Here is a 20,769-nt window from a genome sequence, read left to right as displayed (position 1 = left end):
CCGATGGAACTACGGGTCAACGGCGACTGGCGGCCCTTCGCCGACGGCGCCACCGTGGCCCAGGTGCTCGCCGAACTGGGCACCGAGCCGCGCGGGGTCGCGGTGGCGGTGGACGGCCAGGTGGTCCGGCGCGGCGCGTGGGCGGACACGGTACTGGCGCCGGGCGCCCAGGTCGAAGTGCTCACCGCGGTGCAAGGAGGCTGACATGACCGAACTCTTCGACGGCACCGGCGACGAACTCGTCGTCGGCGGCCACAAGCTGGCGTCCCGGCTCATCATCGGCACCGGTGGCGCGGCGAACCTGAGCGTGCTCGAACGCGCGCTCGTCGCCTCCGGTACCGAGCTGACCACCGTCGCGATGCGCCGCGCCGACGTCGAAGGCGGCTCCGGCGTGCTGGACCTGGTGCGGCGGCTGGGAATCCGCCTGCTGCCGAACACGGCGGGCTGCCGCAGCGCCGCCGAAGCCGTGCTGACCGCCCAGCTCGCGCGCGAGGCGCTGGAGACCGATCTCATCAAGCTCGAGGTGCACGCCGACGAGCGCACCCTGCTGCCGGATCCCGTCGAAACCCTCGACGCGGCCGAGCGGCTGGCCGCCGACGGGTTCACCGTGTTCGTCTACACCAACGACGACCCGGTGCTGGCACTGCGGCTCGAAGAGGCGGGCTGCGCGGCCGTGATGCCGCTCGGCGCGCCGATCGGCACCGGCCTCGGCATCCGGAACCCGCACAACATCGAGCTGATCGTGTCGAGGGCGGGGGTGCCGGTGGTGCTCGACGCCGGGATCGGCACCGCGTCCGACGCCACGCTCGCGATGGAGCTGGGTTGCGACGCGGTGCTGCTCTCGACCGCGGTCACCAGGGCGCAGGACCCGGAGCGGATGGCGTACGCGATGCGGTCCGCGGTGGTCGCGGGCAGGCTGGCGCGCGCGAGCGGCCGGGTGCCCCAGCGGTTCTGGGCGCACGCCTCCAGCCCGCCGCGCTAGCTTCGCCGTATGCCTTGAAGGGGCCCTTGGGGGAGTCTGGTGCCGCCAAGGTGTCCTTCGGGGCATCGGGGTCGCCATGCCGCGCGCCGCGAGGGTCGAGTTCGCGGCGTCAGATCTCCCGAAGGCGTCCTTCGGGGATCAGGTCCCGGGCGGCTCCGCGCTTCCGCCACCCATCGCGGCGGAATCGGCGCGCACCCGTCAGCACGGTGACCTTCGGGACGTGTGCGGGTGAGCCGCCATGCCGCGCGCCGCGAGGGTCGAGTTCGCGGCGTCAGGTTCCGTGAAGGACGCCTTCAGGGATCATCGGACGAGAGTCCTCCGGCGGGCCTGCGCGTAGGTTCCACCCGCTTCGCCGGAATCGGCGCGTCCTTGCCCTGAAGGTGATCTCGGGGGACCTGGACGCCCCGAAGATGACCTTCGGGCCATGAACACCGCACCGTCACCGCGGCTTCGGGGACGAGCGGCGAGCACGGGACGAAACCGTAATCCGCCACGCTCAGCCTTTACCTGATTCTGTCGCCCGGCCCCGTATGGTTGTCGGCGCTTTGTCCGACTCGACCATTCCAGGAGCTTCCATGACCACGTCGTCCGCGCAGGATGTCTCGGGCAGGTTGTTTCTGGTGGTGGGCAGGCTTTCCCGCTCGCTTCGGCAGGCAGGCACGCCCGGTCCAGGGCACGGCGCGATCTCCGCGCTGGCCACGCTGAGCCATTACGGGCAGCTCCGGCTCGGCGATCTCGCGGCGAAAGAAGGTGTGGCGGCGGCCACAATGTCGAGAATTGTCGCCTCGCTCGTCGAGTCCGGTCATGTGCGACGCGAGGCCGATCCGGTCGATCGCAGGGCCTGGCTCGCCACGGTCACCGACGAGGGCGTCCGGATGATCTCCGGCGTCCGCTCCACCCGGATCCACGAGCTGGACCGGCGCCTCGAACGGCTTCCCGACGACCTGAAGGCCGCGCTGACGTCGGCCCTTCCCGCGCTCGAAGCGCTCATTTCCGACGAGGAGTGAGCGCTCGTCAGCTCGCGGGCTGACGAGCCCCGGCCTTCAGCTCGGCGAGTTCGGCCCGCAGGGCGCGCAGCTCGCCGAGGATTTCGCGGTTCGCGGCTGCCTGCTCCTCGGCCTGCTTCGCCTCTTCCTCGCGGATGTCCTCGCGCAGCTCGCTCTCCATCCCGCTCACCACCACCGCGATGAACAGGTTCAGCACCGCGAAGCTCGACACCAGAATGTAGACCACGAAGAAGATCCACGCCATCGGCGCCTGCGCCATGATCTCCTTCGCGATGTCCGGCCACGCCTCACCGGTCATCACCTGGAACAGGGTGAACAGCGAGGTGCCGAGATCGCCGAAGTTGTCCGGCGAGATGCCGCCGAAGAGCTTCGTCGCCATCACCCCGGCGACGAAGATGATCAGCCCGAGCAGTGCCGCGATGGAGGCCATCCCGGGGATCGCGGTGAGCAGGCCGGACACGACCTTGCGCATCGAGGGCACCACGGAGATCAGCCGCAGCACGCGGAGCACGCGCAGGGCGCGCAGCACCGAGAACGGCCCGGTCGCCGGTATCACCGCGATCCCGATGATCACCAGGTCGAACACGTTCCAGGAATCGCGGAAGAACCGGGCGCGGTAGGCGTAGAGCTTCGCGAGCAGTTCGGCGACGAAGACGCCCAGCGCGATGTGGTCGAGCACGTGCAGAAGGCCGCCGAACTCGGCGAGCAGCTTCGTCGAGGTCTCCATGCCCAGCGTCGCCGCGTTGAACACGATCACCGCGATGATGAAGTTGCCGAACCGCCTGCTCTCCACGAGCCGCGCCACCCGGTCGCGTCCGGTCAAGACCGCCCCCTAGTCCGGTAAAGGAACCGCAATAGCCGACCGGATGCTATCGAGCGGGGGTGTGGCGGCCGGGTGTGCCCGCCCGTGCGCACGGGCGGGCACACCCGGGTCGGGTGCTCAGCCGGGTCAGTAGGTCGTCTGCGTCCACAGCTCGTACTGCACGTAGCCGTTGTCGACGCGCTTGTCGCACCGGAAACCGACCCAGCGGCCCTGCGGGAAGCCCGCGTTCCCGGCAACCGAGCAGGCATGCACCGACGGGTAAACCCCGGCGAACGCCCAGGTCGCCGCCGAGGCGGTGCCGGTGGTGAGCAGGCTCGTGGCGGCGATGCCGACACCGGCCGCGATCGAGAGCATGGTTTTGCGCATCAGGTGGGGACTCCTCGATTCGTTGGGAGGTGCTGATCGGGTGTTTCGACGGGAACGATGCCCAAGGCGCCGCGGCTTCGGCGGCGTCGCGGGGCAACACTGCCCGAACGGTCCCTCGGCGCTGTCCTCGCGGACTTTCGGGACGGCCGGCCGTCAGCCGTGCGCCGCCGTGTCGGCGACGCACGGCCGGAGGTCGAGTGCGTGCCGGTCTTCGTGGCCGAACCCGATGCGGTCGGCGTAGCGCCAGCCCGCGACCCGGCAGTACTCGCGGAGTTCGGGATCGGCGAAGCCCGCGGTGGGCAGCCAGGCCAGCAGGGTCTGCGCGTCGTCGACGAGCAGCAGCGCGTGCGGCACCGGCAGGTGGATCATCGTCGTGACGGCCTCGGGCAGGCGGTGCGGCACCCCGGCGGCGTCGAGCAGCGCCGGCCCGTGCGCCCCCACGGTGAGGCCGCCGTGGTGCCACCAGCCCGCGGTCGGCGCCGGGCCGTCCGCGGCGAGCCAGCGGTCCACGCGCGAGGACGGCACGGAATGGCGCTCGCGGTGCGGGCGCGTCCAGATCTGCCACGGCCCGGACGCCAGGTTTTCCTTGGTGTACAAGCGTTCCTGCTCGGTGTGCTGCCATCGGAGCCAGCGGCGGCGCGCCGTGCGGAACAATGCGACCGCGCCGGTCTCCCCCACGAGCACGAGTGCGAGCAGCCAGCCAGCCGGGACACGAGCCCAGTCCAGCAGTGCCGCCGTGCCGAGCACGGTGACCGCGAGCGCGACCGCCCAGCCCTGCGCCCGTGCCGCGGCGGGCGGCCTGCGGACCAGCGTCTCCCACACGATCGGCAGCGCGACGGTGAGGAGCGCGGCCCCCGTCACGCCAAGCCAGTACCCGTGCATGCACACCCCCGCCGTCGCTGCCGTCAATTCTGCCATTCGAGCGGACGGACAGCCCGTTTGCCGTGTAACACCGCGCGGGCGGCCGTGCGCGCGCCCGCCGGAATCCGGTCGGTTCCGGCAATTCCCGAAACGGTGGACCACTGCGGCTCGATACCTGTGCGGCGGGTACCGGCAAGGCCGGAACGGGTATTGCCGGACGACCCACGGAATGGCGTAATAATCCGTGTTTCCCGTGTGCTGCAAAGGTGTTCGCCCGGGTGGCTCAACAGATTCCGTGGCGCGCCGACGATAATGGAAAAGCGCGAAGAGTTCCCGTGCCATCAATCGATACCACTGATTCGAGGAGTACGCGTGACGTCACCGAGCCTGCCGGACAAGATCAGTTTCTGGGTGTCCTTGTACGCGAACCTCGCCGCGGAACGGGAAGGCACCCGCGACGGCCTGGAAAGCTATCTGCACGACGAGATCACCAGTTACCTCGAACGGAACCGGGAGCAGCTCGGGAGCTGGCGGGTGGTGTGGGGCCCGAGCGTCAAGCTGTCCCCGCTCCAGCCGATCGTGACCAACGCGATGTACCTGGCGCAGAGCCAGGAAGACCCGTCCCGGTACGTAGTCGGCATCGCGGGCACCAATCCGCCGGACACGGTCGCCTGGATCTTCCAGAACTTCAACATCCTCCCGCAGATCGGGTTCGTCCGCGGGGTGCAGGCGCCGGAGCGGTGGCAGGTCAAGGTCTCACCTGGCGCGGCGACCGGGCTCAACGTCCTCAAGAAGCTCACCGCGGGAGGGGACCGGCCCGGCGTGGGGTCGACGCTGCGCGACTTCCTGAAGGACCTGCCGAAGGACGGTGTGAGCATCACCGTCGGCGGGCACAGCCTCGGCGGCACGCTGGCGTCCGTTTTCGGGCTGTGGCTGCGCAACACCCAGAAGACGACGCTCGTGCCCGCCTTGCTGCCCGGCTGGGACATCCAGGAGAACGCCGCGATCTCGGTGCTGTCCACGGGCGGCCCGACGCCCGGCAACGCCGGTTTCGCCGAGTACCTCGGCGAACGGCTGGACGCGGTCACCCGGTACTCGAACAGCCTGGACGTCGTGCCCAATTCGTGGGAGCCGCCGTCCATGCAGGCGGCGGCCAGGTACTACGACGAGCACGGCGTGCCGAACCCCGTCCCCGGGCTCTTCCACGCGGCCGCGGCGTGGTCGTGGGCGGCGGGCCGGTACCGCCACATCGCACCGGACGCGCTGTCGTTCAAGGGCTCGTTCAGCCACGACCACGCCGGGAAGTGGGGTACGCAGGTGCGCTACCAGCACCAGGACGCGTACGCGGAGTTCTTCGACATCGACGGGCTGGACATCCCCGAGGGGTTCCTGACCGAGGGGAACGAAACGATCTGGACCCCCGAGCTGAAGGCGGTGCTCGAACGCAACGGCGTCGAGGCCCCCGCCGATCTCGCGGAGGTCTCCGCCGACTCCGGCCCGCCGGTGCTCGTCGTGCTGGACCAGCCGGTGCAGGCGCCGGACGAACTGGATTCACCGGAGGCGGGGGAACTCGCCCGCTGGATCGAGGCCGAGCTCAACGACAGCGGTGGTGCGCAGGGGTGAGCGGGGCCGGGCGGCTCCCCGCGACGGGAGCCGCCCGCGCGCTCAATCCGCTTCCGGGGCCAGCCGCCAGAACGCGGAGACCGGGCCGACCTTCGCGCCCATCGGGTAGGAGTGCTCGACGGCCCTGCTGACGAACTTCTTCGCGAACCGCGCCGCGTCGGGGACGGTCATGCCGCGCGCGAGGCCCGCGGTCAACGCGGACGCCATGGTGTCGCCCGCGCCGTGCGTGTGCGGGGTGCCGAACCGGGGGCCGGGCAGCTCGACGAAGGTGGAGCCGTCGAAGAGCAGGTCGACGCATTCCGGGTCGTCGAGCAGGTGCCCGCTCTTGACCAGCACGTACCGCGGCCCGAGCCGCTGGAGGGTGACCGCGGCGGCGTACATCTGCTCGCGGTCGCGGACCTCGATCCCGGCGAGCAGGCGGACCTCGTCGAGGTTCGGCGTCAGCACGGTCGCGCGGGGGAGCAGCTCGTCGCGGACCGCGGCGAGGCCGTCCTCGTCGAACAGGGGGTGGCCGTGCATGGACGCGGCGACCGGGTCGACGACGAACGGGATCCGGTGGTCGCGGCCGATCTCGTGCTCGTCGCAGGCGGCGGCGACCGCGTGGATGATCTCCGCGGAGGCGAGCATGCCGGTCTTGGCCGCGCCGACGCCCATGTCGGAGGCGACGGCGCCGATCTGGCCGGCGACGATATGCGGCGGCAGGTCGGCGCGGTCGTGCACGCCGAGGGTGTTCTGCACGGTGACCGCGGTGACCGCGACGAGCCCGTGCACGCCGCAGGTCAGGAACGTGCGCAGATCGGCCTGCAGGCCCGCGGCCCCGCCGGAGTCGGAGCCCGCGATGGTGAGCGCGGACGGGGGACTGGCTGCTGTCATCCCCCCAGTTTCCCTCCCGCCTTCCGTTGTAAGCCAACCGGTTGCCCTTTCTTAGCGAGGTGGTGGCCTACTGGGCAGAGTGTGGGACGGGGGCGTACTCGAAGGGAATTCACCTATGCGGCGGTTCGCGGTGGTTGCGGCGGGTGTACTGGTGGCCGGCGCCTTGGCGGGGACGGCGAACGCCGATCCGGCGAAGTTCTCCGGCGGCACCGCGGTCGGCGTGCACAACACCTACGAGACCGGCACCTACGACTACCTCGCCCGCGCGCTCGACGCGGGCACCGGGCTGATCGAGCTGGACGTGTGGCCCGACATCTTCACCAAGGAGTGGAAGGTCAGCCACAGCAACCCGTTCGGCAACGGGAACAACTGCGTCGCGGCGTCCTCGCCCGCCGAGCTGTACACCGGCGGCAGGAACAAGAACCTCGAGCACTGCCTCGACGACATCAGGATCTGGTTCGCCGCGCACCCGGACAAGGGCCCGCTCGTGCTGAAGCTCGAAATGAAGACCGGGTTCTCCGCGAACACGGGCCTCGGCCCCGAGCAGATCGACCGGACCTTCCGCGACCACCTCGGCAGCGCCGTCTACCGGCCGTCGGACCTGCTCGGCGGGCACGCCTCGCTCGACGAAGCGTCCAAATCGGACGCTTGGCCGTCGCGCGAAGCCTTGAAGGGCAAGGTGATCGTCGAGGTCATCCCGGGCACCGTCGAGGAGGGCAACCCGACCGACACGCTCAAAACGGACGTCGAGTACGCGGGTCACCTGCGCTCGCTCGCCGCGGCGGGCAAGCTCGGCGACGGGCAGATCTTCCCCGCCGTGCACGGCGCGGCGGGCGGCGACCCGCGCACCAGGTACTCCGACGCGGGCCTGCGGCCGTGGTTCGTCGCGTTCGACGGCGACGCGAGCGCCTACGTCACCGGGATCGACACGTCCTTCTACGACCGGAACCACTACCTGCTGGTGATGACGGACGCGCACAACGTGACCCCCAAGATCGACTCGCGCAACCCCACCGAGCGGCAAGCTTCCGACCGGGCGGCGCAGCTCGCGAAGGCGCACGCGTCCGTGCTCACTTCCGACTGGGCAGGCCTTTCGCCGGTGCTCGGCAAGGTCCTGCCCCGGGGGTGACTCAGGGCATCAGCGGCCCTGTGCGCACGCCCGCGAGGGTGTGGAAAGTGGCGTCAGGCCACTTCCGGGGGGTTGCCGCGCCCAGTAGTCCAGCACCGCCTCGGCGAGCGGCGCGGGCACGTGGCCGCCCAGCCCGGCGAGATCGTGGCGAACCCGCCCGGGTGCGGCCGGGCAGGGCCACCGAGTCCGGCGAGAGCAGCACGACCCGGCCGACACCGCCGCGGGCACGGACCGGCGCCGATCTGGACTGGCCCATACCTCGCTGGCCACCCCGGCGGAACGGGCGGCGGCACCGCGTTCGCGCACCTCGCCGTCGACCCGGAAAGCCGCGCTCAGGGGGCCAGCCGCCAGAACGGGGAGACGGGGCCGACCCCCTTGCCCAGCGCGTAGGACTCGGCCACCGCGCGTTCGATGAACCGCTTGCCTTCGGCGACGGCGTCCGGCACGCCGAGGCCCTTCGCCAGCGACGCGGTGATCGCCGAGGCCAGCGTGTCCCCGCCGCCGTGGGTGTTTTCCGTGTCGTGCCGGGGCCCCGACAGCTCGACGAACCGGGTGCCGTCGGAGAGCAGGTCCACGCAGTCCGGCGCGTCGTAGAGGTGCCCGCCCTTGACCAGCACCCACCGCGGGCCGAACTCCAGCAGCGCCTTCGCGGCGTCGCGCTGGGATTCCCGGCCCGTCACGGTGACGCCGGTGAGCAGCCGGACCTCGTCCAGGTTCGGCGTCACCAGCGTCGCGCGGGGGAACAGCTCGGTGCGGATCGCGTCGAGCGCCTCTTCGCGCAGCAGCGCGTCGCCGTGCATGGACGCGGCGACCGGGTCCACCACGAACGGCGTCTCGTACGACTGTCCGATGTGGACTTCGTCGAGGGTGCTCGCCACCGCCGAGATGATCTCGGCGGTGGCGAGCATGCCCGTCTTGGCGGCGTCCACGCCCATGTCCTCGGCGACGGCCGTGATCTGGCCGGTCACCGTGTCCACCGGCACCTCGGAGAACCCTTGCACGCCAAGGGAGTTCTGCACGGTGACCGCGGTCAGCGCGACGAGCCCGTGCACCCCGCATGCGAAGAACGTGCGCAGGTCGGCCTGGATGCCCGCGCCACCGCCGGAATCGGAGCCGGCGATGGTCAGCGCGGTGCGGGGTGTCCGAGAGGTCACCGTCACGGCTGGCTGACCACCGGCAGGTAGACCTTGTTGCCGTGCTCACCGAACTCGGCGGACTTCTCCTGCATGCCTGCCTCGATCGCCTCCACAGTGGACAGTCCATGCTCGTCGGCGTACTTGCGGATGTCCTGGGTGATCCGCATCGAGCAGAACTTCGGCCCGCACATCGAGCAGAAGTGCGCCGTCTTCGCGGGCTCGGCAGGCAGGGTCTCGTCGTGGTAGGCGCGCGCGGTGTCCGGGTCGAGCGCCAGGTTGAACTGGTCGTTCCAGCGGAATTCGAAGCGCGCCTTGGACAGTTCGTCGTCCCACTCCTGCGCGTGCGGGTGCCCCTTCGCGAGATCGGCGCTGTGCGCGGCGATCTTGTAGGTGATCACCCCGGTCTTCACGTCGTCCCGGTTCGGCAGCCCGAGGTGCTCCTTCGGCGTCACGTAGCACAGCATCGCGGTGCCCGCCCAGCCGATCTGCGCGGCGCCGATCGCGGAGGTGATGTGGTCGTAGGCCGGCGCGATGTCCGTCGCGAGTGGACCGAGCGTGTAGAACGGCGCCTCGCCGCACAGCTCTTCCTCGAGCCGCACGTTCTCCAGGATCTTGTGCATCGGCACGTGGCCGGGGCCTTCGATCATCACCTGCACGTCGTACTCGCGGGCGATGTGCGTCAGCTCGCCGAGGGTTTCCAGCTCGGCGAACTGGGCGCGGTCGTTGGCGTCCGCGATCGAGCCGGGGCGCAGCCCGTCGCCGAGCGAGAACGTGACGTCGTACTCGCGCAGTATCTCGCACAGCTCGCGGAAATGCGTGTACAGGAACGATTCCCGGTGGTGCGCGAGGCACCACGCGGCCATGATCGACCCGCCGCGCGAGACGATCCCGGTGACCCGCTTCGCGGTGAGCGGGATGTAGCGCAGCAGCACGCCCGCGTGCACCGTCATGTAGTCGACGCCCTGCTCGCACTGCTCGATCACGGTGTCGCGGTAGATCTCCCAGGTGAGCTTTTCCGGCTCGCCGTTGACCTTCTCCAGCGCCTGGTAGATCGGCACCGTGCCGACCGGCACCGGCGAGTTGCGGACGATCCACTCGCGCGTTTCGTGGATCCGCTTGCCGGTGGACAGGTCCATGATCGTGTCGGCACCCCAGCGGGTGGCCCACACCATCTTGTCGACCTCTTCCTCGACGGAGGACCAGACGGCCGAGTTCCCCATGTTCGCGTTGATCTTCACCAGGAAGTTCTTCCCGATGATCATCGGCTCGCTCTCGGGGTGCTTGCGGTTGACCGGGATGACCGCGCGCCCGCTCGCCACCTCGTCGCGGACGAACTCGGGGTCGAGCCGTTCGCGCGCGGCGATGTACTCCATCTCCCTGGTCACCGCGCCCGCCCTGGCCCAGCCGAGCTGCGTCTTGTGCTCGCGGCCGTCGGCCCAGCCCGCCCGCAGCGGATAGAGTCCTTTGTGGACGTCGATCTCGGCCTCGGTGTCGGTGTACGGGCCGGAGGTGTCGTAGACGTCGAAGTGCTCCCCGTTCGACAGGTCGATCCGGCGGGCGGGCACCCGCAGCCCGGATTCGGTGCGGTGGTGGACCTTGCGGCTTCCGACGATCGGCCCCGTGGTCACGCTCGGCTGCACGTGGGCGTTGTTTTCCAGCGTCGTCAAGACATTCACTCCCTACGCCGGCATTACCCGGTCAGGTTCATGCGGTCGGCGGCACCGGGTCCGGGATACGGACACCAGCCACCCTCTCAGCCCGCCAAAGCGCGAGCTCCCGCTGTCTGTTTCTGCAGTTGTCCCCCGACCATGCCACGCGCCCGTCAACTACTCAAGACCGGGTTTCCTCCGTAGCAGGTGAAGATTTCACCGGTTCAGCCCATGCGGATCCGGTCGATCCGGGCAAGACTCGCACTGTTTCTGTAACGGTGCAGAAAGGGGTGGAGGATGCGCAAGGTCGTTGCCGCCGCGCTCGGCGGCCTCCTGGTCACCGGTCTGGTGCCCGCCGCGGCGGTCGCCGCGCCCCCGCCGGGGGACGCGCCCGGTGCGCCCGGCGCGCATCCGAGCTGGCTGCCCGCGGACAAGACCGGGTTCGGCGGCTCGCGCGGGAAGGCGAGCGAAGTGTGGTTCACCCTGCAGGGTGGCCGGATGTCCGAGGTGTACTACCCGGACCTGTCGACGCCGTCGGTCCGTTCGCTCGACTTCGTGGTGACCGACGGGCGCGGCTTCGCCACGGTGGATTCCAGCGCGAAGTCCCAGCGGGTCGAGCGCGCCGGCACGGACGCGCTCACCTACCGGCAGACGATCACCGACGACCGCGGCCGCTGGCGCCTCCGCAAGACCTACGTCACCGACCCGGCGCGCTCGACGGTCTCGGTGAGCGTCGACTTCGACTCGCTGACCGGCCGCCCGTACGAGCTGTACGCGGTGCTCGACCCCGATCTGACCAACGACGGCGCCGACGACGCGGCGCGCACCGACGGTTCCGCGCTGGTCGCCCACGACGCGAAGACGGCCGCCGCGTTCGCCGCGAGCCCGGCGTTCACGAAGGCCAGCGTCGGCTACGCGGGCGCGTCCGACGGCATCACCCAGCTGACCAAGACCCGCACGCTCGAACCGTACGCCGCCGCCGAGCGGGGCAACGTCGTGCAGACCGGGCAGGCCGCCGTGGACGGAATCCGCTCGCGGCACGTCGAGCTGGCGATCGGGCTCGGCAGCGGTGAGCGCGAAGCCGCCGAAACCGCGAAGGCGAGCCTGCGGCAGGGGTTCCGGTCCGTCCAGCACGCCAACGAAAGCGGCTGGCGGCGCTACCTCGCCGGGCTGCCCGGCGCGCCGGGTTCCTTGCGGACCGGCGAGGAGCGCGATCTCTACCGCGCGTCCGTGCTGATGCTCGCCGCGAGCGAGGACAAGCGGAACCCCGGCGCGTTCGTCGCCTCGCCGAGCATGCCGTGGCGGTTCGGCGACAACGACGGCGACTTCTCGCCTTCGGGCACCTACCACCTGGTGTGGCCGCGCGACCTCTACCAGATCGCGACCGGGCTGCTCGCCGCCGGTGACCGGCCCGCGGCCGAACGGGCGCTCGGATACCTCTACGGCACGCAGCAGCTACCGGACGGGCACTTCCCGCAGAACTCCAAAGTGGACGGAACGCCGGTGTGGAAGTCGATCCAGCTCGACGAAACCGCGTTCCCGATCGTGCTGGCGTCCCAGCTCGGGCGAACCGACGCGAAGACGTGGCACGGCGTGCGCAGGGCGGCCGAATTCCTGCTGTCCTACCGGGGGGACAAGGGCCAGCCCTCGCCGTACACCCAGCAGGAGCGCTGGGAGGAGCAGGACGGGTACTCGCCGTCGACGATCGCTTCGGTGATCGCGGGGCTGGTGTGCGCGGCGGAACTGGCCAGGCACAACGGCGCCGCGGCGGACGCGGACCGCTACCTCGCGGCGGCGGACAGGTTCCGCGCGGACCTGCCGGCGCAGACCGTCACCACGAACGGCCCGCTGTCGAAGAACCCGTACTTCGTGCGGCTCACGAAGGACGGCGACGCGAACTCGGGCGCGAAGTACAACCTCGGCAATTCGAGCGTCACCATGGACCAGCGCGCGGTGACCGACGCGGGCTTCCTCGACCTCGTGCGGCTCGGCGTCTACGCACCCGGTGACAAGGTGATCCGCGACAGCGTCGAGGTGACCGACGGGCAGATCGCGTTCACCACGCCGACCGGGCAGTTCTGGCACCGCTACACCGCGGACGGCTACGGCGAACTCGCCGACGGCTCACCGTGGGACTTCACCTTCCCCGCGGAGAGCAGGACGACGTTCGGGCGGTTGTGGCCGCTGCTCGCCGGTGAGCGCGGCGAGTACGAGCTGGCGAACGGCGACAAGGCGTCGGCACAGCGGCGGCTGCGCGATCTCGGCCGCGTCGCGAGCGCGGGCGGCACCATGCCGGAGCAGGTGTGGGACGAGAACGCGCCGTCGGGGCGCCCCGGTTTCCCCGCCGGGCGGCCGAACGCGTCGGCGACCCCGCTGGCGTGGACGCATGCCCAGTACCTGCGGCTCGCGTGGGACGTCCAGCGGGGCGCGGTGACCGAGCAGCCCCGCGCGGTGCGCTGCCGGTACGCGGGGTGCTGAAGCTCCCGGTCAGGAACTGGCGGCGGGCTCCGGCAGCCAGCTGTTGCCGGGCACGCCCCAGTCGTTCGCCTTGAGCATCTTCTTCGCCGCGCGCGCGTGCCGCCCGACGAGCCGGTCGAGGTAGAGGTACCCGTCGAGGTGATCGGTCTCGTGCTGCAGGCAGCGCGCGAAGTAGCCGGTGCCCTCGACCTCGATCGGGTTCCCCCCGATATCGGTGCCGGTGACCTTCGCCCAGCTCGCGCGCCCGGTCGGGTACGACTCGCCGGGCGCGGAGAGGCAGCCTTCCCAGTCGTCGTCCGGGTCGGGCATGGTCTCCGGGATCTCCGAGGTTTCGAGCTTCGGGTTGACCACGATGCCGGTGTGTCGCCTGCCGGTGTCGTCGGGGCAGTCGTAAACGAAGACCCGCAGGTCGATGCCGATCTGGTTCGCCGCGAGCCCCACCCCCTCGGCCGCGTACATGGTCTCGAACATGTCGTCGGTCAGTGCCCGCAGCGCGTCGTCGAAGTCCGTCACTTCGCGGGTGGGGTTGTGCAGCACCGGGTCGCCTGCGATGCGAATGGGATGAACGGTCACGGCCGGGAGTTTAATTGCCGGGTTCTGTCGGTGGGCTCTGGTAGTCATGGTGGGTCCGGGACGCGCCGGGCCAGATACCGACCGTGACCGTGCCGGGCGTGGTTCAATGGCCGGGCGCGGGAATGACAGGCGTGTGATTCGGCTGCGTCCGGGTCGCGCGCCGGTCCGCACCGGCGTGTCAGCAACGAGCGCGAACCTGATTGCGAGGAGTCAGATGGACGCGGCGGAGTCGATGGCGGAAGGTCAGCCATCCCCTCCAGAACCGGCCGGGGGACTCACGAGCCGGGAGCAGGAAGTGCTGGCCTTCGAACGCCAGTGGTGGAAGTACGCGGGCGCCAAGGAACAGGCCATCCGCGAGCTCTTCGCCATGTCGTCCACGCGCTACTACCAGGTGCTCAACCAGTTGATCGACAAAGAGGAAGCCCTCAGCGCCGACCCGATGCTCGTGAAGCGGCTGCGCAAGATGCGCGCCTCGCGGCAGCGGACTCGAGCGGCACGGAAACTGGGGATCGAACTCCCATGAGCGGCGACGACCGCAGCGAGCACGGCATCAGCGGTGACGACCGCCAGGGAGAACGCCCATGAGCTTCTTTGACGGCATGTCCCGTCCGTTCCGCCTCGGCGGGATCGTCCTCATCGGCGTCGCGGTCCTCGCCGCCGTCGTGGGCACCACCGTCGCGCTGACCGGCAGCGACTCGGACCAGAACAACGCCGCGCCGTCGCCCTCCTCGTCCGCGCCGCCGAACCAGGGCAGCCCGCCGCCCGGGCCGCCGTCGTCGTCCGGGCCGCCGTCGTCGTCCGCGCCCCCGCCGTCCAGCTCTTCGGCGACCCCGCCGCCGCCGAGCAGCTCGCCCGCCTCGCCCGCGCCCGGCCAGCCGGGCGGCCCGCCCGCGCCCGGTCAGCCCGGTGGCCAGCCCGGCGACAGCGGCAGCAACCAGCAGGTGGTCGCCAAGTGGGTCACCGTGCGCGTCTACAACAACAGCATGATCCACGGCCTCGCCGCCCGCGCCGCCGACGACCTGCGGCGCCAGGGCTGGAACGTGGCCGAGGTGAGCGGCTACCCGTCGGGCGTCATCCCGACCACCACCGCCTTCTTCCGCCCCGGCACCGACGAGGAGGCCGCCGCGAAGGCACTGGCCGCCTCGTTCGGCATGCGTGCCGAGGCCCGTTTCCCCGGCATCGAGCAGTCGAGCCCCGGCGTCATCGTGATCGTCACCAACGACTACAAGGGCAGCGCCAACAAGGGCAGCTGACCCCCTTTTCGCTGTCCTGAAGGATGCTCGCCTGGTGGTCGGTGGGGCGTTGAGGTGCTTCCGCGTGCCGTGAAGGTGCCCTTCACGGCATCCGCTCCGGGATTTCCGGGAACACCTGCGCGGGGTTCGGCCAAGAGCCGAGTATGACCACGATGAGCGTGCCGGTGGACGGAGATCTGGAGCGCCCGCCGCTGACCGGGGGCGAGGCGGGCGCCGTCCTGACCCGGTTGTACGACGCCAGCGCCAGATCGCTGCACCGCTACCTCAGCAGGCGGCTCGATCCGGCCACGGCGGACGATCTGGTCGCCGAGACCTTCCTCGTCGCGTGGCGGACGCGCGACAAGTACCGCCCGGAGCTGGGGACCGCGCGGGGCTGGCTCTTCGGCATCGCGACCAACCTGCTGCGCGGGCACCGGCGGAGCGAGCTGCGCGGCCTGCGCGCGCTGGCCAGGGAGCACGCGGCCGCCGAGGTGGGCGAGGCAGCGGACGCCGTCGCGGTCCGGCGCGCGCACGCCGCTTCGCTGACCGGCACGCTCGCCGCCGCGCTCGCCAGGCTCCGCCAGGACGACCGCGATGTGCTCTTGCTCGTCGCCTGGGGCGGGCTGAACTCCACCGAGGTCGCCGAAGCGCTGGGCATCCCGGCCGCGACCGCCCGCACCAGGCTGCACCGCGCCCGCCACGCCGTGCGCCCGCACCTCCCCGATCAGCACGAGGAGAACGACCATGCCTGATCACGACACCCTCGCCGCGCTGCGCGCCGACGTCCCGGACATGACCGACCACGCCTTCGACACCGGGCGCGCGGCCCTGCTCGCCGCCATCGCCGAGGAATCCCATCCCGGCGCCACCGTCGTGCAACTCGCGCCCCGACGGGAACGCAAGCGCCGCAGCGTCCTCCCGCTCGCCTCGGCCGCCGCCGCGCTGGCCCTGCTCGCGGGCGGGACCGCGGTGGTGCTCGACAACATCGACCACGGCGGGTTTGTGGCCCCGGCGAGCGGATACGCGACCCCACCGCCGGAGCCGATCGGGGTCGACGTGCCGCTGCCGCCGATGCCGGACAAGCCCTACAACGCCGCTGCGGATCTCGCCCGCATCGCGTCCGATCCGCCCATGCCGCCGGGCAGCTACCTCTGCACGAACGAGCGCGAGCTGCACCCCGGTGATGGCGACCCGGTCACCTGGACCGTGACTACTTGGGTCCCGGCGGGTGCCGATGTCGACCGGGACTGGCGGCGGACCAACGGCGGCGCCAGGGAACCGGGGACCTGGACCGCCCGCGGCGGGGAGTACTCACCCCCGCGCGGGGCAGGAGGTAGCTGGAACGCACCAGGTGGCTTGTCGTCGCCGTCGCACCGGTTCCTGCTGAACCTGCCCCGTGACCCGAAAGCGCTCTTCGCGCAGATCGCGGCGACCGCGGGCAACAGTGCCGGGGAGACCTTCGACCTGATGGCCGAGGAACTCAACGACGGCTGGATGCCGCACGACCTGCGCGCGGCCTTCTTCGGCGCACTGGCCTACCACCCGTGGGTCGCGGTGGACAAGAACGCGCACGCGCCGGGCGGCGCGCCCGCCATCTCGCTGAGCGCGAACCGGGGCATGCAGAAGCAGACGCTCTTCTTCGATCCCGTCTACGCGCGGTTCATCGGCCAGCGCGACACCGTGAACCACGTCCCCCGCGGTTCCGGCGACATGCTGGTCATCGATCCCCCGGCGAGGCCAGGAGCCAAGTTCCGGGAGTCCACTATGGACTACGCGGTGGTGCCGTCGATCGGGGCGAAACCCGAATGAGACGTCAGGACTGACGGTTCTCGGCGTACGCTTCGAGAGCCTTGAGCTGCGCGGGATCGAGTGACGGGCGCACTCGTTCTCGCGCGGCCGTCAGGTGCGCCGCGGTCACCTCGGTGGCCTCCAGCGACTCCCGCATCGCGGTCAGCGCCGCCTCCCTGATCAGCGCCGCGCAGTCCGCCGCCGAGTAACCGTCCAAAGTGGACGCATAGACCGCGAGGTCCACATCGGACGCCAGTGGGGTGTTCTTGGCGGTGGCCTTCAGGATCTCCGCGCGGGCTTCGGCGTCCGGCGGCGGCACGTAGACCAGCCGCTCCAGCCTGCCCGGACGCAGGAGCGCCGGGTCCACCAGCTCGGGTCGGTTGGTGGCGCCGAGCACCACGACCTCCCGCATCGGTTCCACGCCGTCCAGCTCGGTCAGCAGGGCCGCGACCACGCGGTCGGAGACGCCGGAGTCGCTGGACTGGCCGCGCCGCGGGGCGAGCGCGTCGATCTCGTCGAGGAACACCAGTGACGGCGCGGCTTCGGCGGCGCGGCGGAACAGCTCGCGCACCGCGCGCTCCGATTCGCCGACCCACTTGTCCATCAGCTCGGCGCCCTTGACCGCGAACACGTTCAGCGCGCCCGTCCCGGCGAGCGCCCTGACCAGATAGGTCTTGCCACCGCCAGGCGGACCGTAGAGCAGCACCCCGCGCGGCGGCGCGACGCCGAGGCGCGCGAACGAGTCCGGGTAGCGCAGCGGCCACAGCACGGCCTCGGTGAGCGCCTGCTTCACCTCGGTCATGTCGCCGACCTCGTCGAGCGTCAGCCCGCCGGTGGCGAGATTGTCCGAAGTGGACATGGAGATCGGGCGGACGGTGCCGAGCGCGTCGAGCAGGTCCTGCTGGGAGATCCGGGGTTCGTCGGCTTCGCGCTGGCGCAGCGCGGCGCGCAGTGCCGCGTCGCGCCGCAGCGCGACGAGATCCGCGGCGACGAAGCCCGGCGTCCGCTCGGCGATGACCGCGAGGTCGACGCCCGCTTCGAGCGGCGCGTCCCGGAGCAGCACGCGCAGCAGCTCGGCGCGCACCTTGGCGTCCGGCAGCGCGACCGCCAGCTCGCGGTCGAGCAGGTCGCCGACGCGCAGCCGCGGGTCGACCCCTTCCGGCCGCGACGACGTCGCCACCACGGCGAGCCCGTCGTTGCCGAGCGCGCGGCGCAGCTCCTCCAGCAGCACCGTGGCGACCGGTGGCGGCTGCGACGCCGGGAGCAGTGCGTCGATGTCGGTGATCAGGACGACGGTGTCCGCCGGTTCCCGCACGGCCTTCGCCAGTGTTTCGCGGACCTTCGCGACGGCGGCGTTCGGCTCCAGCACGGCGATACCCGGCGCGGCCAGCGCGATCACCCGCACGTCCTCGGCCGCGGCGACCGAGCGCACCAGCGTCGCCTTTCCCGCGCCCTCGGGGCCGGAGACGAGCACGCCCAGCCGTGTGGAGGTGCCGAGCTTCGCCAGCAGGTCGGGCCGGTGGAAGGCGAGGTCGAACCACTCGATGAGCTTGCGCGCGGCCGATTCCGCACCGGCGAGGTCCGCGATCGCGGGCACCTCGGCCTCGTCCGCGGTTTCGGCGGCGGTGTCTCCGGTGTCTTCGGTGTCTTCGATGATTTCGGCGTCGATGAAGTCGTCCCCGCCGCTCACCGCGCGGGTCGAAGCCACGATCTCGCCCCCGGCACGCGGTGCTTCCGGCCCGGCCGCGGCCGGGCGGGCCCCGTCGCGCCAGGTGACCACAGTGGACGGTCCGACCACGACCACCCCGCCGGGATCGGTCGCGGAGACGGTGAGCAGCTCGTTGGTCCAGGTGGTGCCGATCGACCGCGACAGCTGGCCGCGCACCCCGATCACGTCCGAGCCGGGAGGCGGCGCGAGATCCTGCGGCAGCAGGGAAACCGCGTCCCCGACGGTGAGCACCTTGCCGATCAGCGCGAGCCGGAGCGTGTGCGGCGAAAGGGAAGTGCTCGCGAGCCGCGAGCCCGCGACGGTCACCGTGCGCGCCACCGTCACCTCGGCGGGCGAGAGCACGATCTCGGAGCCTTCGCTGACGCCGAGATTGGACATCGTCACGTCGTCGGCGAGCACGATGCCGGGAATGCCGCCGTCGGTGGCGGGCGCGGCGAGCGCGGCGCTGGACCGCGCGCCGGTGAGCCGGACCGCGTCCCACTCGCGCAGCCCGAGCGCGTCGAGCACTTCGGGGTGCAGGCGAACGACCCCGCGCCGGGTGTCGAGTGCGGAAGGCGTGAGCCGGACGGTCAGCGTGATCTGGGGCGACGACACCCCGTCACCCTAGTGGTTGCCCCGCTGCCGCAGCCCGATGCGGCGCCAGCTCCGCCGCCGCTGCCCGGCGTCCTCACCGTCGGCCCTGCCGTTCTGGCCGGCGCGGTGGGGGCCGGGCGAGTACCCGCCGTGCCCGTTGCGCTGCAGCCGCACGGCGCGGCGCGCCGCACCGGCGACCCGGCCGCTGATCGGGCGGCGGAGTCCGAGCCTGCGCTGCCCCCGCGAGCGCCGGATCGCCCTGCGCTCGCGCGGCGGGACGTCCCACGCCTCCGGGTGTTTCGCCAGCCAGCGGTGCCGGTACACCGAGTACGGCACGTGCGCGAGGTAGAGCACCAGCGCGACGGCGAGCGCGATCAGCGGGTAGGAGATGATCGCCGCGGCCAGCAGTCCGACGCCGACCAGCAGCGGCGCGACGAACTTCGGCGACGCCTTCACGGTCTTCAGCGACAGCGTGGGGATGCGGCTGATCAGCAGCGCCGCGATGGCGACCGTCCAGAGCCAGGTGAACCACTGCGCCGACCACCAGCCGTTGCCGAACTCGAGCGTGACGATCAGCGGCAGCAGCCCGAGCAGGCCACCGGCGGGCGCGGGCACGCCGACGAAGAACTCGGCCGCGTACGGCGGCTGCTCGGTGTCGTCGAGGAAGGTGTTGAAGCGCGCGAGGCGCAGCACCATGCACACCGCGAACACCAGCGACGCGATCCAGCCGATGCGCTCGCCGTCGGCGTGCCAGACGTAGAGCACGAGCGCGGGCGCGACACCGAACGAGATGGCGTCGGACAGCGAGTCGAGCTCGGCGCCCATCTTGGAGGTCGCGTCGAGCAGGCGCGCGATGCGGCCGTCGAGGCTGTCCAGGATCGCCGCGATGCCGATCGACGCGATCGACATCTGGTAGTTGCCGATGAGCGCGAACTGCACCGCCGACAGCCCCGCGCACAGCGCGAGCACGGTGATCGCGTTCGGCAGCAGCCGGACGCCGGGGGTGTCCCGCGCCATCATCGTGATCGCCCCGGCAGTTCGGCGATCGGTGTTTCGCCGCCGATGGTCCGCTGGCCCTTGCGGACCAGCACGGTGCTGCCCGGCGGGAGGTACAGGTCGACGCGCGAGCCGAACCGGATCAGGCCGTAAGTGGCACCGGCGCCGACCTGCTCGCCCTCGGAGACCTGGCAGACGATCCGGCGCGCGACCAGCCCGGCGATCTGCACGACGACGAGTTCGTGGCCGTCCTCGGTGCGCATCAGCACCGAGTTGCGCTCGTTGTCGTCGCTGGCCTTGTCGAGGTCGGCGGAGAGGAACTTCCCCGGCCGGTAGGCGATCTTCTCGATCACACCGGTCGCGGGCGTGCGCTGGACGTGCACGTCGAACACCGACAGGAACACGCTGACCCTGGTGCGCGGCTCGGCGGGGAGGCCGAGTTCGGCCGGCGGCACGGCGTCCTCGATGAGGGACACCAGCCCGTCCGCGGAGGCGATCGCGAGGCCCGGCCGTGACGGCGGCACGCGGCGCGGCTCGCGGAAGAACGCGGCGGTCGCGACGGTGGCCAGCGCGCCGAGCGTGCCGAGCGGCTTCGAGAAACGGCGCAGCAGCAAGGCCGCCGCGGCACCGCCGAGCACGAACGGACGGCCTGCCGGGTGCATCGGCGGCAGCGTCTCGCGAGCCAGCTCGATGGCGTGGGCGATGGGGTTGCTCGCTGGCGCCGGCTTACCGGGCGAGGTGGCGCTCATCTGGTCGGAATTCCCCATTTTGTCGTGGTGGCCGTGTGGCGCACACGCTACCGCTCGTGGCGGGGAAGCCGGTCCGAGGCCGTTGCTGGGGCGCTGTGGCCGTTGCCTCGCGGTGGCGATGATCACCGCGTGCGATGTCCCTCGAACGGGGTTCTGCGGCTAACGCCTCGTGGCGGCGGCCGATGCACTCCGTAGTAGTCGC

Annotated in this window: 20 protein-coding genes; 10 read left to right on the top strand and 10 right to left on the bottom strand. The window is 71.3% G+C overall.

Annotation, left to right across the window (positions count from 1 at the left end; all coding sequences use genetic code 11):
• The first annotated feature begins 3 nt into the window (after window positions 1–3).
• From thiS to ABD256_RS02680, 3 genes are all read left to right on the top strand, one after another.
• A complete protein-coding gene (thiS, locus tag ABD256_RS02690) occupies window positions 4–204 on the top strand; it encodes a sulfur carrier protein ThiS (protein WP_344412962.1) in 201 nt (66 codons plus the stop codon).
• Between the two features lies 1 nt (window position 205).
• Complete coding sequence (gene thiG / locus ABD256_RS02685) at window positions 206–982, top strand: thiazole synthase (protein ID WP_344412960.1); 777 nt, start codon at window positions 206–208, stop codon at window positions 980–982.
• Between the two features lie 575 nt (window positions 983–1,557).
• Window positions 1,558–1,989 (top strand): MarR family winged helix-turn-helix transcriptional regulator, encoded by a 432-nt coding sequence (locus tag ABD256_RS02680; RefSeq protein ID WP_344412958.1) that lies wholly within the window; start codon window positions 1,558–1,560, stop codon window positions 1,987–1,989.
• A 7-nt stretch (window positions 1,990–1,996) separates the two neighbouring features.
• On the opposite strand, the gene ABD256_RS02675 is transcribed toward ABD256_RS02680, so the two are convergent.
• The 3 genes from ABD256_RS02675 to ABD256_RS02665 all read right to left on the bottom strand — a co-directional run bounded on the left by ABD256_RS02675 (window position 1,997) and on the right by ABD256_RS02665 (window position 4,087).
• Window positions 1,997–2,812 (bottom strand): ion transporter, encoded by an 816-nt coding sequence (locus ABD256_RS02675; RefSeq protein WP_344412956.1) that lies wholly within the window; start codon window positions 2,810–2,812, stop codon window positions 1,997–1,999.
• A gap of 126 nt (window positions 2,813–2,938) precedes the next feature.
• Window positions 2,939–3,178 (bottom strand): hypothetical protein, encoded by a 240-nt coding sequence (locus tag ABD256_RS02670; protein WP_344412954.1) that lies wholly within the window; start codon window positions 3,176–3,178, stop codon window positions 2,939–2,941.
• Window positions 3,179–3,331: 153 nt separating this feature from the next.
• Window positions 3,332–4,087: a hypothetical protein gene (locus ABD256_RS02665; protein ID WP_344412952.1), complete on the bottom strand. Its 756-nt coding sequence runs from the start codon at window positions 4,085–4,087 to the stop codon at window positions 3,332–3,334.
• 324 nt (window positions 4,088–4,411) lie between these two features.
• On the opposite strand from ABD256_RS02665, the gene ABD256_RS02660 reads away from it, so the two are divergent.
• Complete coding sequence (locus tag ABD256_RS02660; protein ID WP_344412950.1) at window positions 4,412–5,662, top strand: lipase family protein; 1,251 nt, start codon at window positions 4,412–4,414, stop codon at window positions 5,660–5,662.
• A gap of 42 nt (window positions 5,663–5,704) precedes the next feature.
• Here ABD256_RS02660 and thiD (ABD256_RS02655) read toward each other — a convergent pair whose 3' ends face one another.
• Complete coding sequence (gene thiD / locus ABD256_RS02655) at window positions 5,705–6,535, bottom strand: bifunctional hydroxymethylpyrimidine kinase/phosphomethylpyrimidine kinase (protein WP_344412948.1); 831 nt, start codon at window positions 6,533–6,535, stop codon at window positions 5,705–5,707.
• A 115-nt stretch (window positions 6,536–6,650) separates the two neighbouring features.
• On the opposite strand from thiD (ABD256_RS02655), the gene ABD256_RS02650 reads away from it, so the two are divergent.
• On the top strand, window positions 6,651–7,664 hold the full coding sequence (locus ABD256_RS02650; RefSeq protein WP_425546365.1) for a phosphatidylinositol-specific phospholipase C domain-containing protein: 1,014 nt from the start codon (window positions 6,651–6,653) through the stop codon (window positions 7,662–7,664).
• 332 nt (window positions 7,665–7,996) lie between these two features.
• Here the strand turns inward: ABD256_RS02650 and thiD (ABD256_RS02645) are convergent, their stop codons facing one another.
• Window positions 7,997–8,824, bottom strand: a complete 828-nt coding sequence (gene thiD, locus ABD256_RS02645) for a bifunctional hydroxymethylpyrimidine kinase/phosphomethylpyrimidine kinase (protein ID WP_344412944.1) — start codon at window positions 8,822–8,824, stop codon at window positions 7,997–7,999.
• Window positions 8,821–10,467, bottom strand: a complete 1,647-nt coding sequence (gene thiC, locus ABD256_RS02640; protein WP_344412942.1) for a phosphomethylpyrimidine synthase ThiC — start codon at window positions 10,465–10,467, stop codon at window positions 8,821–8,823. The genes thiD (ABD256_RS02645) and thiC overlap by 4 nt, the downstream gene beginning before the upstream one ends.
• A gap of 279 nt (window positions 10,468–10,746) precedes the next feature.
• On the opposite strand from thiC, the gene ABD256_RS02635 reads away from it, so the two are divergent.
• Entirely contained in the window at window positions 10,747–12,927 is a 2,181-nt protein-coding gene (locus ABD256_RS02635; protein ID WP_344412940.1) for a glycoside hydrolase family 15 protein, read from the top strand.
• A 9-nt stretch (window positions 12,928–12,936) separates the two neighbouring features.
• On the opposite strand, the gene ABD256_RS02630 is transcribed toward ABD256_RS02635, so the two are convergent.
• Window positions 12,937–13,500, bottom strand: coding sequence for a peptide deformylase (locus ABD256_RS02630; RefSeq protein WP_344412938.1), 564 nt, complete (start codon window positions 13,498–13,500; stop codon window positions 12,937–12,939).
• 214 nt (window positions 13,501–13,714) lie between these two features.
• On the opposite strand from ABD256_RS02630, the gene napA reads away from it, so the two are divergent.
• The 4 genes from napA (at window position 13,715) to ABD256_RS02610 (ending at window position 16,541) form a co-directional block, all read left to right on the top strand.
• The gene (gene napA, locus ABD256_RS02625) at window positions 13,715–14,023 is read left to right on the top strand and encodes a nucleoid-associated protein NapA (protein ID WP_344412936.1); all 309 of its coding nucleotides are present in this window, start codon (window positions 13,715–13,717) and stop codon (window positions 14,021–14,023) included.
• Window positions 14,024–14,081: 58 nt separating this feature from the next.
• Window positions 14,082–14,753, top strand: coding sequence for a LytR C-terminal domain-containing protein (locus ABD256_RS02620; protein WP_344412934.1), 672 nt, complete (start codon window positions 14,082–14,084; stop codon window positions 14,751–14,753).
• A gap of 143 nt (window positions 14,754–14,896) precedes the next feature.
• Window positions 14,897–15,484, top strand: a complete 588-nt coding sequence (locus tag ABD256_RS02615) for an RNA polymerase sigma factor (RefSeq protein ID WP_344412932.1) — start codon at window positions 14,897–14,899, stop codon at window positions 15,482–15,484.
• Window positions 15,477–16,541 (top strand): hypothetical protein, encoded by a 1,065-nt coding sequence (locus ABD256_RS02610; RefSeq protein ID WP_344412930.1) that lies wholly within the window; start codon window positions 15,477–15,479, stop codon window positions 16,539–16,541. The genes ABD256_RS02615 and ABD256_RS02610 overlap by 8 nt, the downstream gene beginning before the upstream one ends.
• Window positions 16,542–16,545: 4 nt before the next feature.
• On the opposite strand, the gene ABD256_RS02605 is transcribed toward ABD256_RS02610, so the two are convergent.
• The 3 genes from ABD256_RS02605 to ABD256_RS02595 are packed head-to-tail and all read right to left on the bottom strand — an operon-like array spanning window position 16,546 to window position 20,567.
• Complete coding sequence (locus ABD256_RS02605) at window positions 16,546–18,843, bottom strand: AAA family ATPase (protein WP_344412928.1); 2,298 nt, start codon at window positions 18,841–18,843, stop codon at window positions 16,546–16,548.
• Window positions 18,844–18,852: 9 nt separating this feature from the next.
• Window positions 18,853–19,842: a CDP-diacylglycerol--serine O-phosphatidyltransferase gene (pssA, locus tag ABD256_RS02600; protein WP_344412926.1), complete on the bottom strand. Its 990-nt coding sequence runs from the start codon at window positions 19,840–19,842 to the stop codon at window positions 18,853–18,855.
• Complete coding sequence (locus ABD256_RS02595) at window positions 19,839–20,567, bottom strand: phosphatidylserine decarboxylase (protein ID WP_344413475.1); 729 nt, start codon at window positions 20,565–20,567, stop codon at window positions 19,839–19,841. The genes pssA and ABD256_RS02595 overlap by 4 nt, the downstream gene beginning before the upstream one ends.
• Window positions 20,568–20,769: the final 202 nt, after the last annotated feature.

Origin of the sequence: Amycolatopsis minnesotensis, from assembly GCF_039529815.1 — a bacterium.
Classification (GTDB): domain Bacteria; phylum Actinomycetota; class Actinomycetes; order Mycobacteriales; family Pseudonocardiaceae; genus Amycolatopsis; species Amycolatopsis minnesotensis.
This window is presented reverse-complemented; position numbering and strand designations above follow the sequence as displayed.

Bases quoted from the DNA above. Each gene is read 5' to 3' on its own strand.
- thiS (WP_344412962.1), top strand. From the start codon at position 4: ATGGAACTACGGGTCAACGGCGACTGGCGGCCCTTCGCCGACGGCGCC.
- thiG (WP_344412960.1), top strand. From the start codon at position 206: ATGACCGAACTCTTCGACGGCACCGGCGACGAACTCGTCGTCGGCGGC.
- ABD256_RS02680 (WP_344412958.1), top strand. From the start codon at position 1,558: ATGACCACGTCGTCCGCGCAGGATGTCTCGGGCAGGTTGTTTCTGGTG.
- ABD256_RS02670 (WP_344412954.1), bottom strand. From the start codon at position 3,178: ATGCGCAAAACCATGCTCTCGATCGCGGCCGGTGTCGGCATCGCCGCC.
- thiD (WP_344412948.1), bottom strand. From the start codon at position 6,535: ATGACAGCAGCCAGTCCCCCGTCCGCGCTCACCATCGCGGGCTCCGAC.
- ABD256_RS02650 (WP_425546365.1), top strand. From the start codon at position 6,651: ATGCGGCGGTTCGCGGTGGTTGCGGCGGGTGTACTGGTGGCCGGCGCC.
- ABD256_RS02635 (WP_344412940.1), top strand. From the start codon at position 10,747: ATGCGCAAGGTCGTTGCCGCCGCGCTCGGCGGCCTCCTGGTCACCGGT.
- napA (WP_344412936.1), top strand. From the start codon at position 13,715: ATGGACGCGGCGGAGTCGATGGCGGAAGGTCAGCCATCCCCTCCAGAA.
- ABD256_RS02620 (WP_344412934.1), top strand. From the start codon at position 14,082: ATGAGCTTCTTTGACGGCATGTCCCGTCCGTTCCGCCTCGGCGGGATC.
- ABD256_RS02615 (WP_344412932.1), top strand. From the start codon at position 14,897: ATGACCACGATGAGCGTGCCGGTGGACGGAGATCTGGAGCGCCCGCCG.
- ABD256_RS02610 (WP_344412930.1), top strand. From the start codon at position 15,477: ATGCCTGATCACGACACCCTCGCCGCGCTGCGCGCCGACGTCCCGGAC.
- pssA (WP_344412926.1), bottom strand. From the start codon at position 19,842: ATGATGGCGCGGGACACCCCCGGCGTCCGGCTGCTGCCGAACGCGATC.
- ABD256_RS02595 (WP_344413475.1), bottom strand. From the start codon at position 20,567: ATGAGCGCCACCTCGCCCGGTAAGCCGGCGCCAGCGAGCAACCCCATC.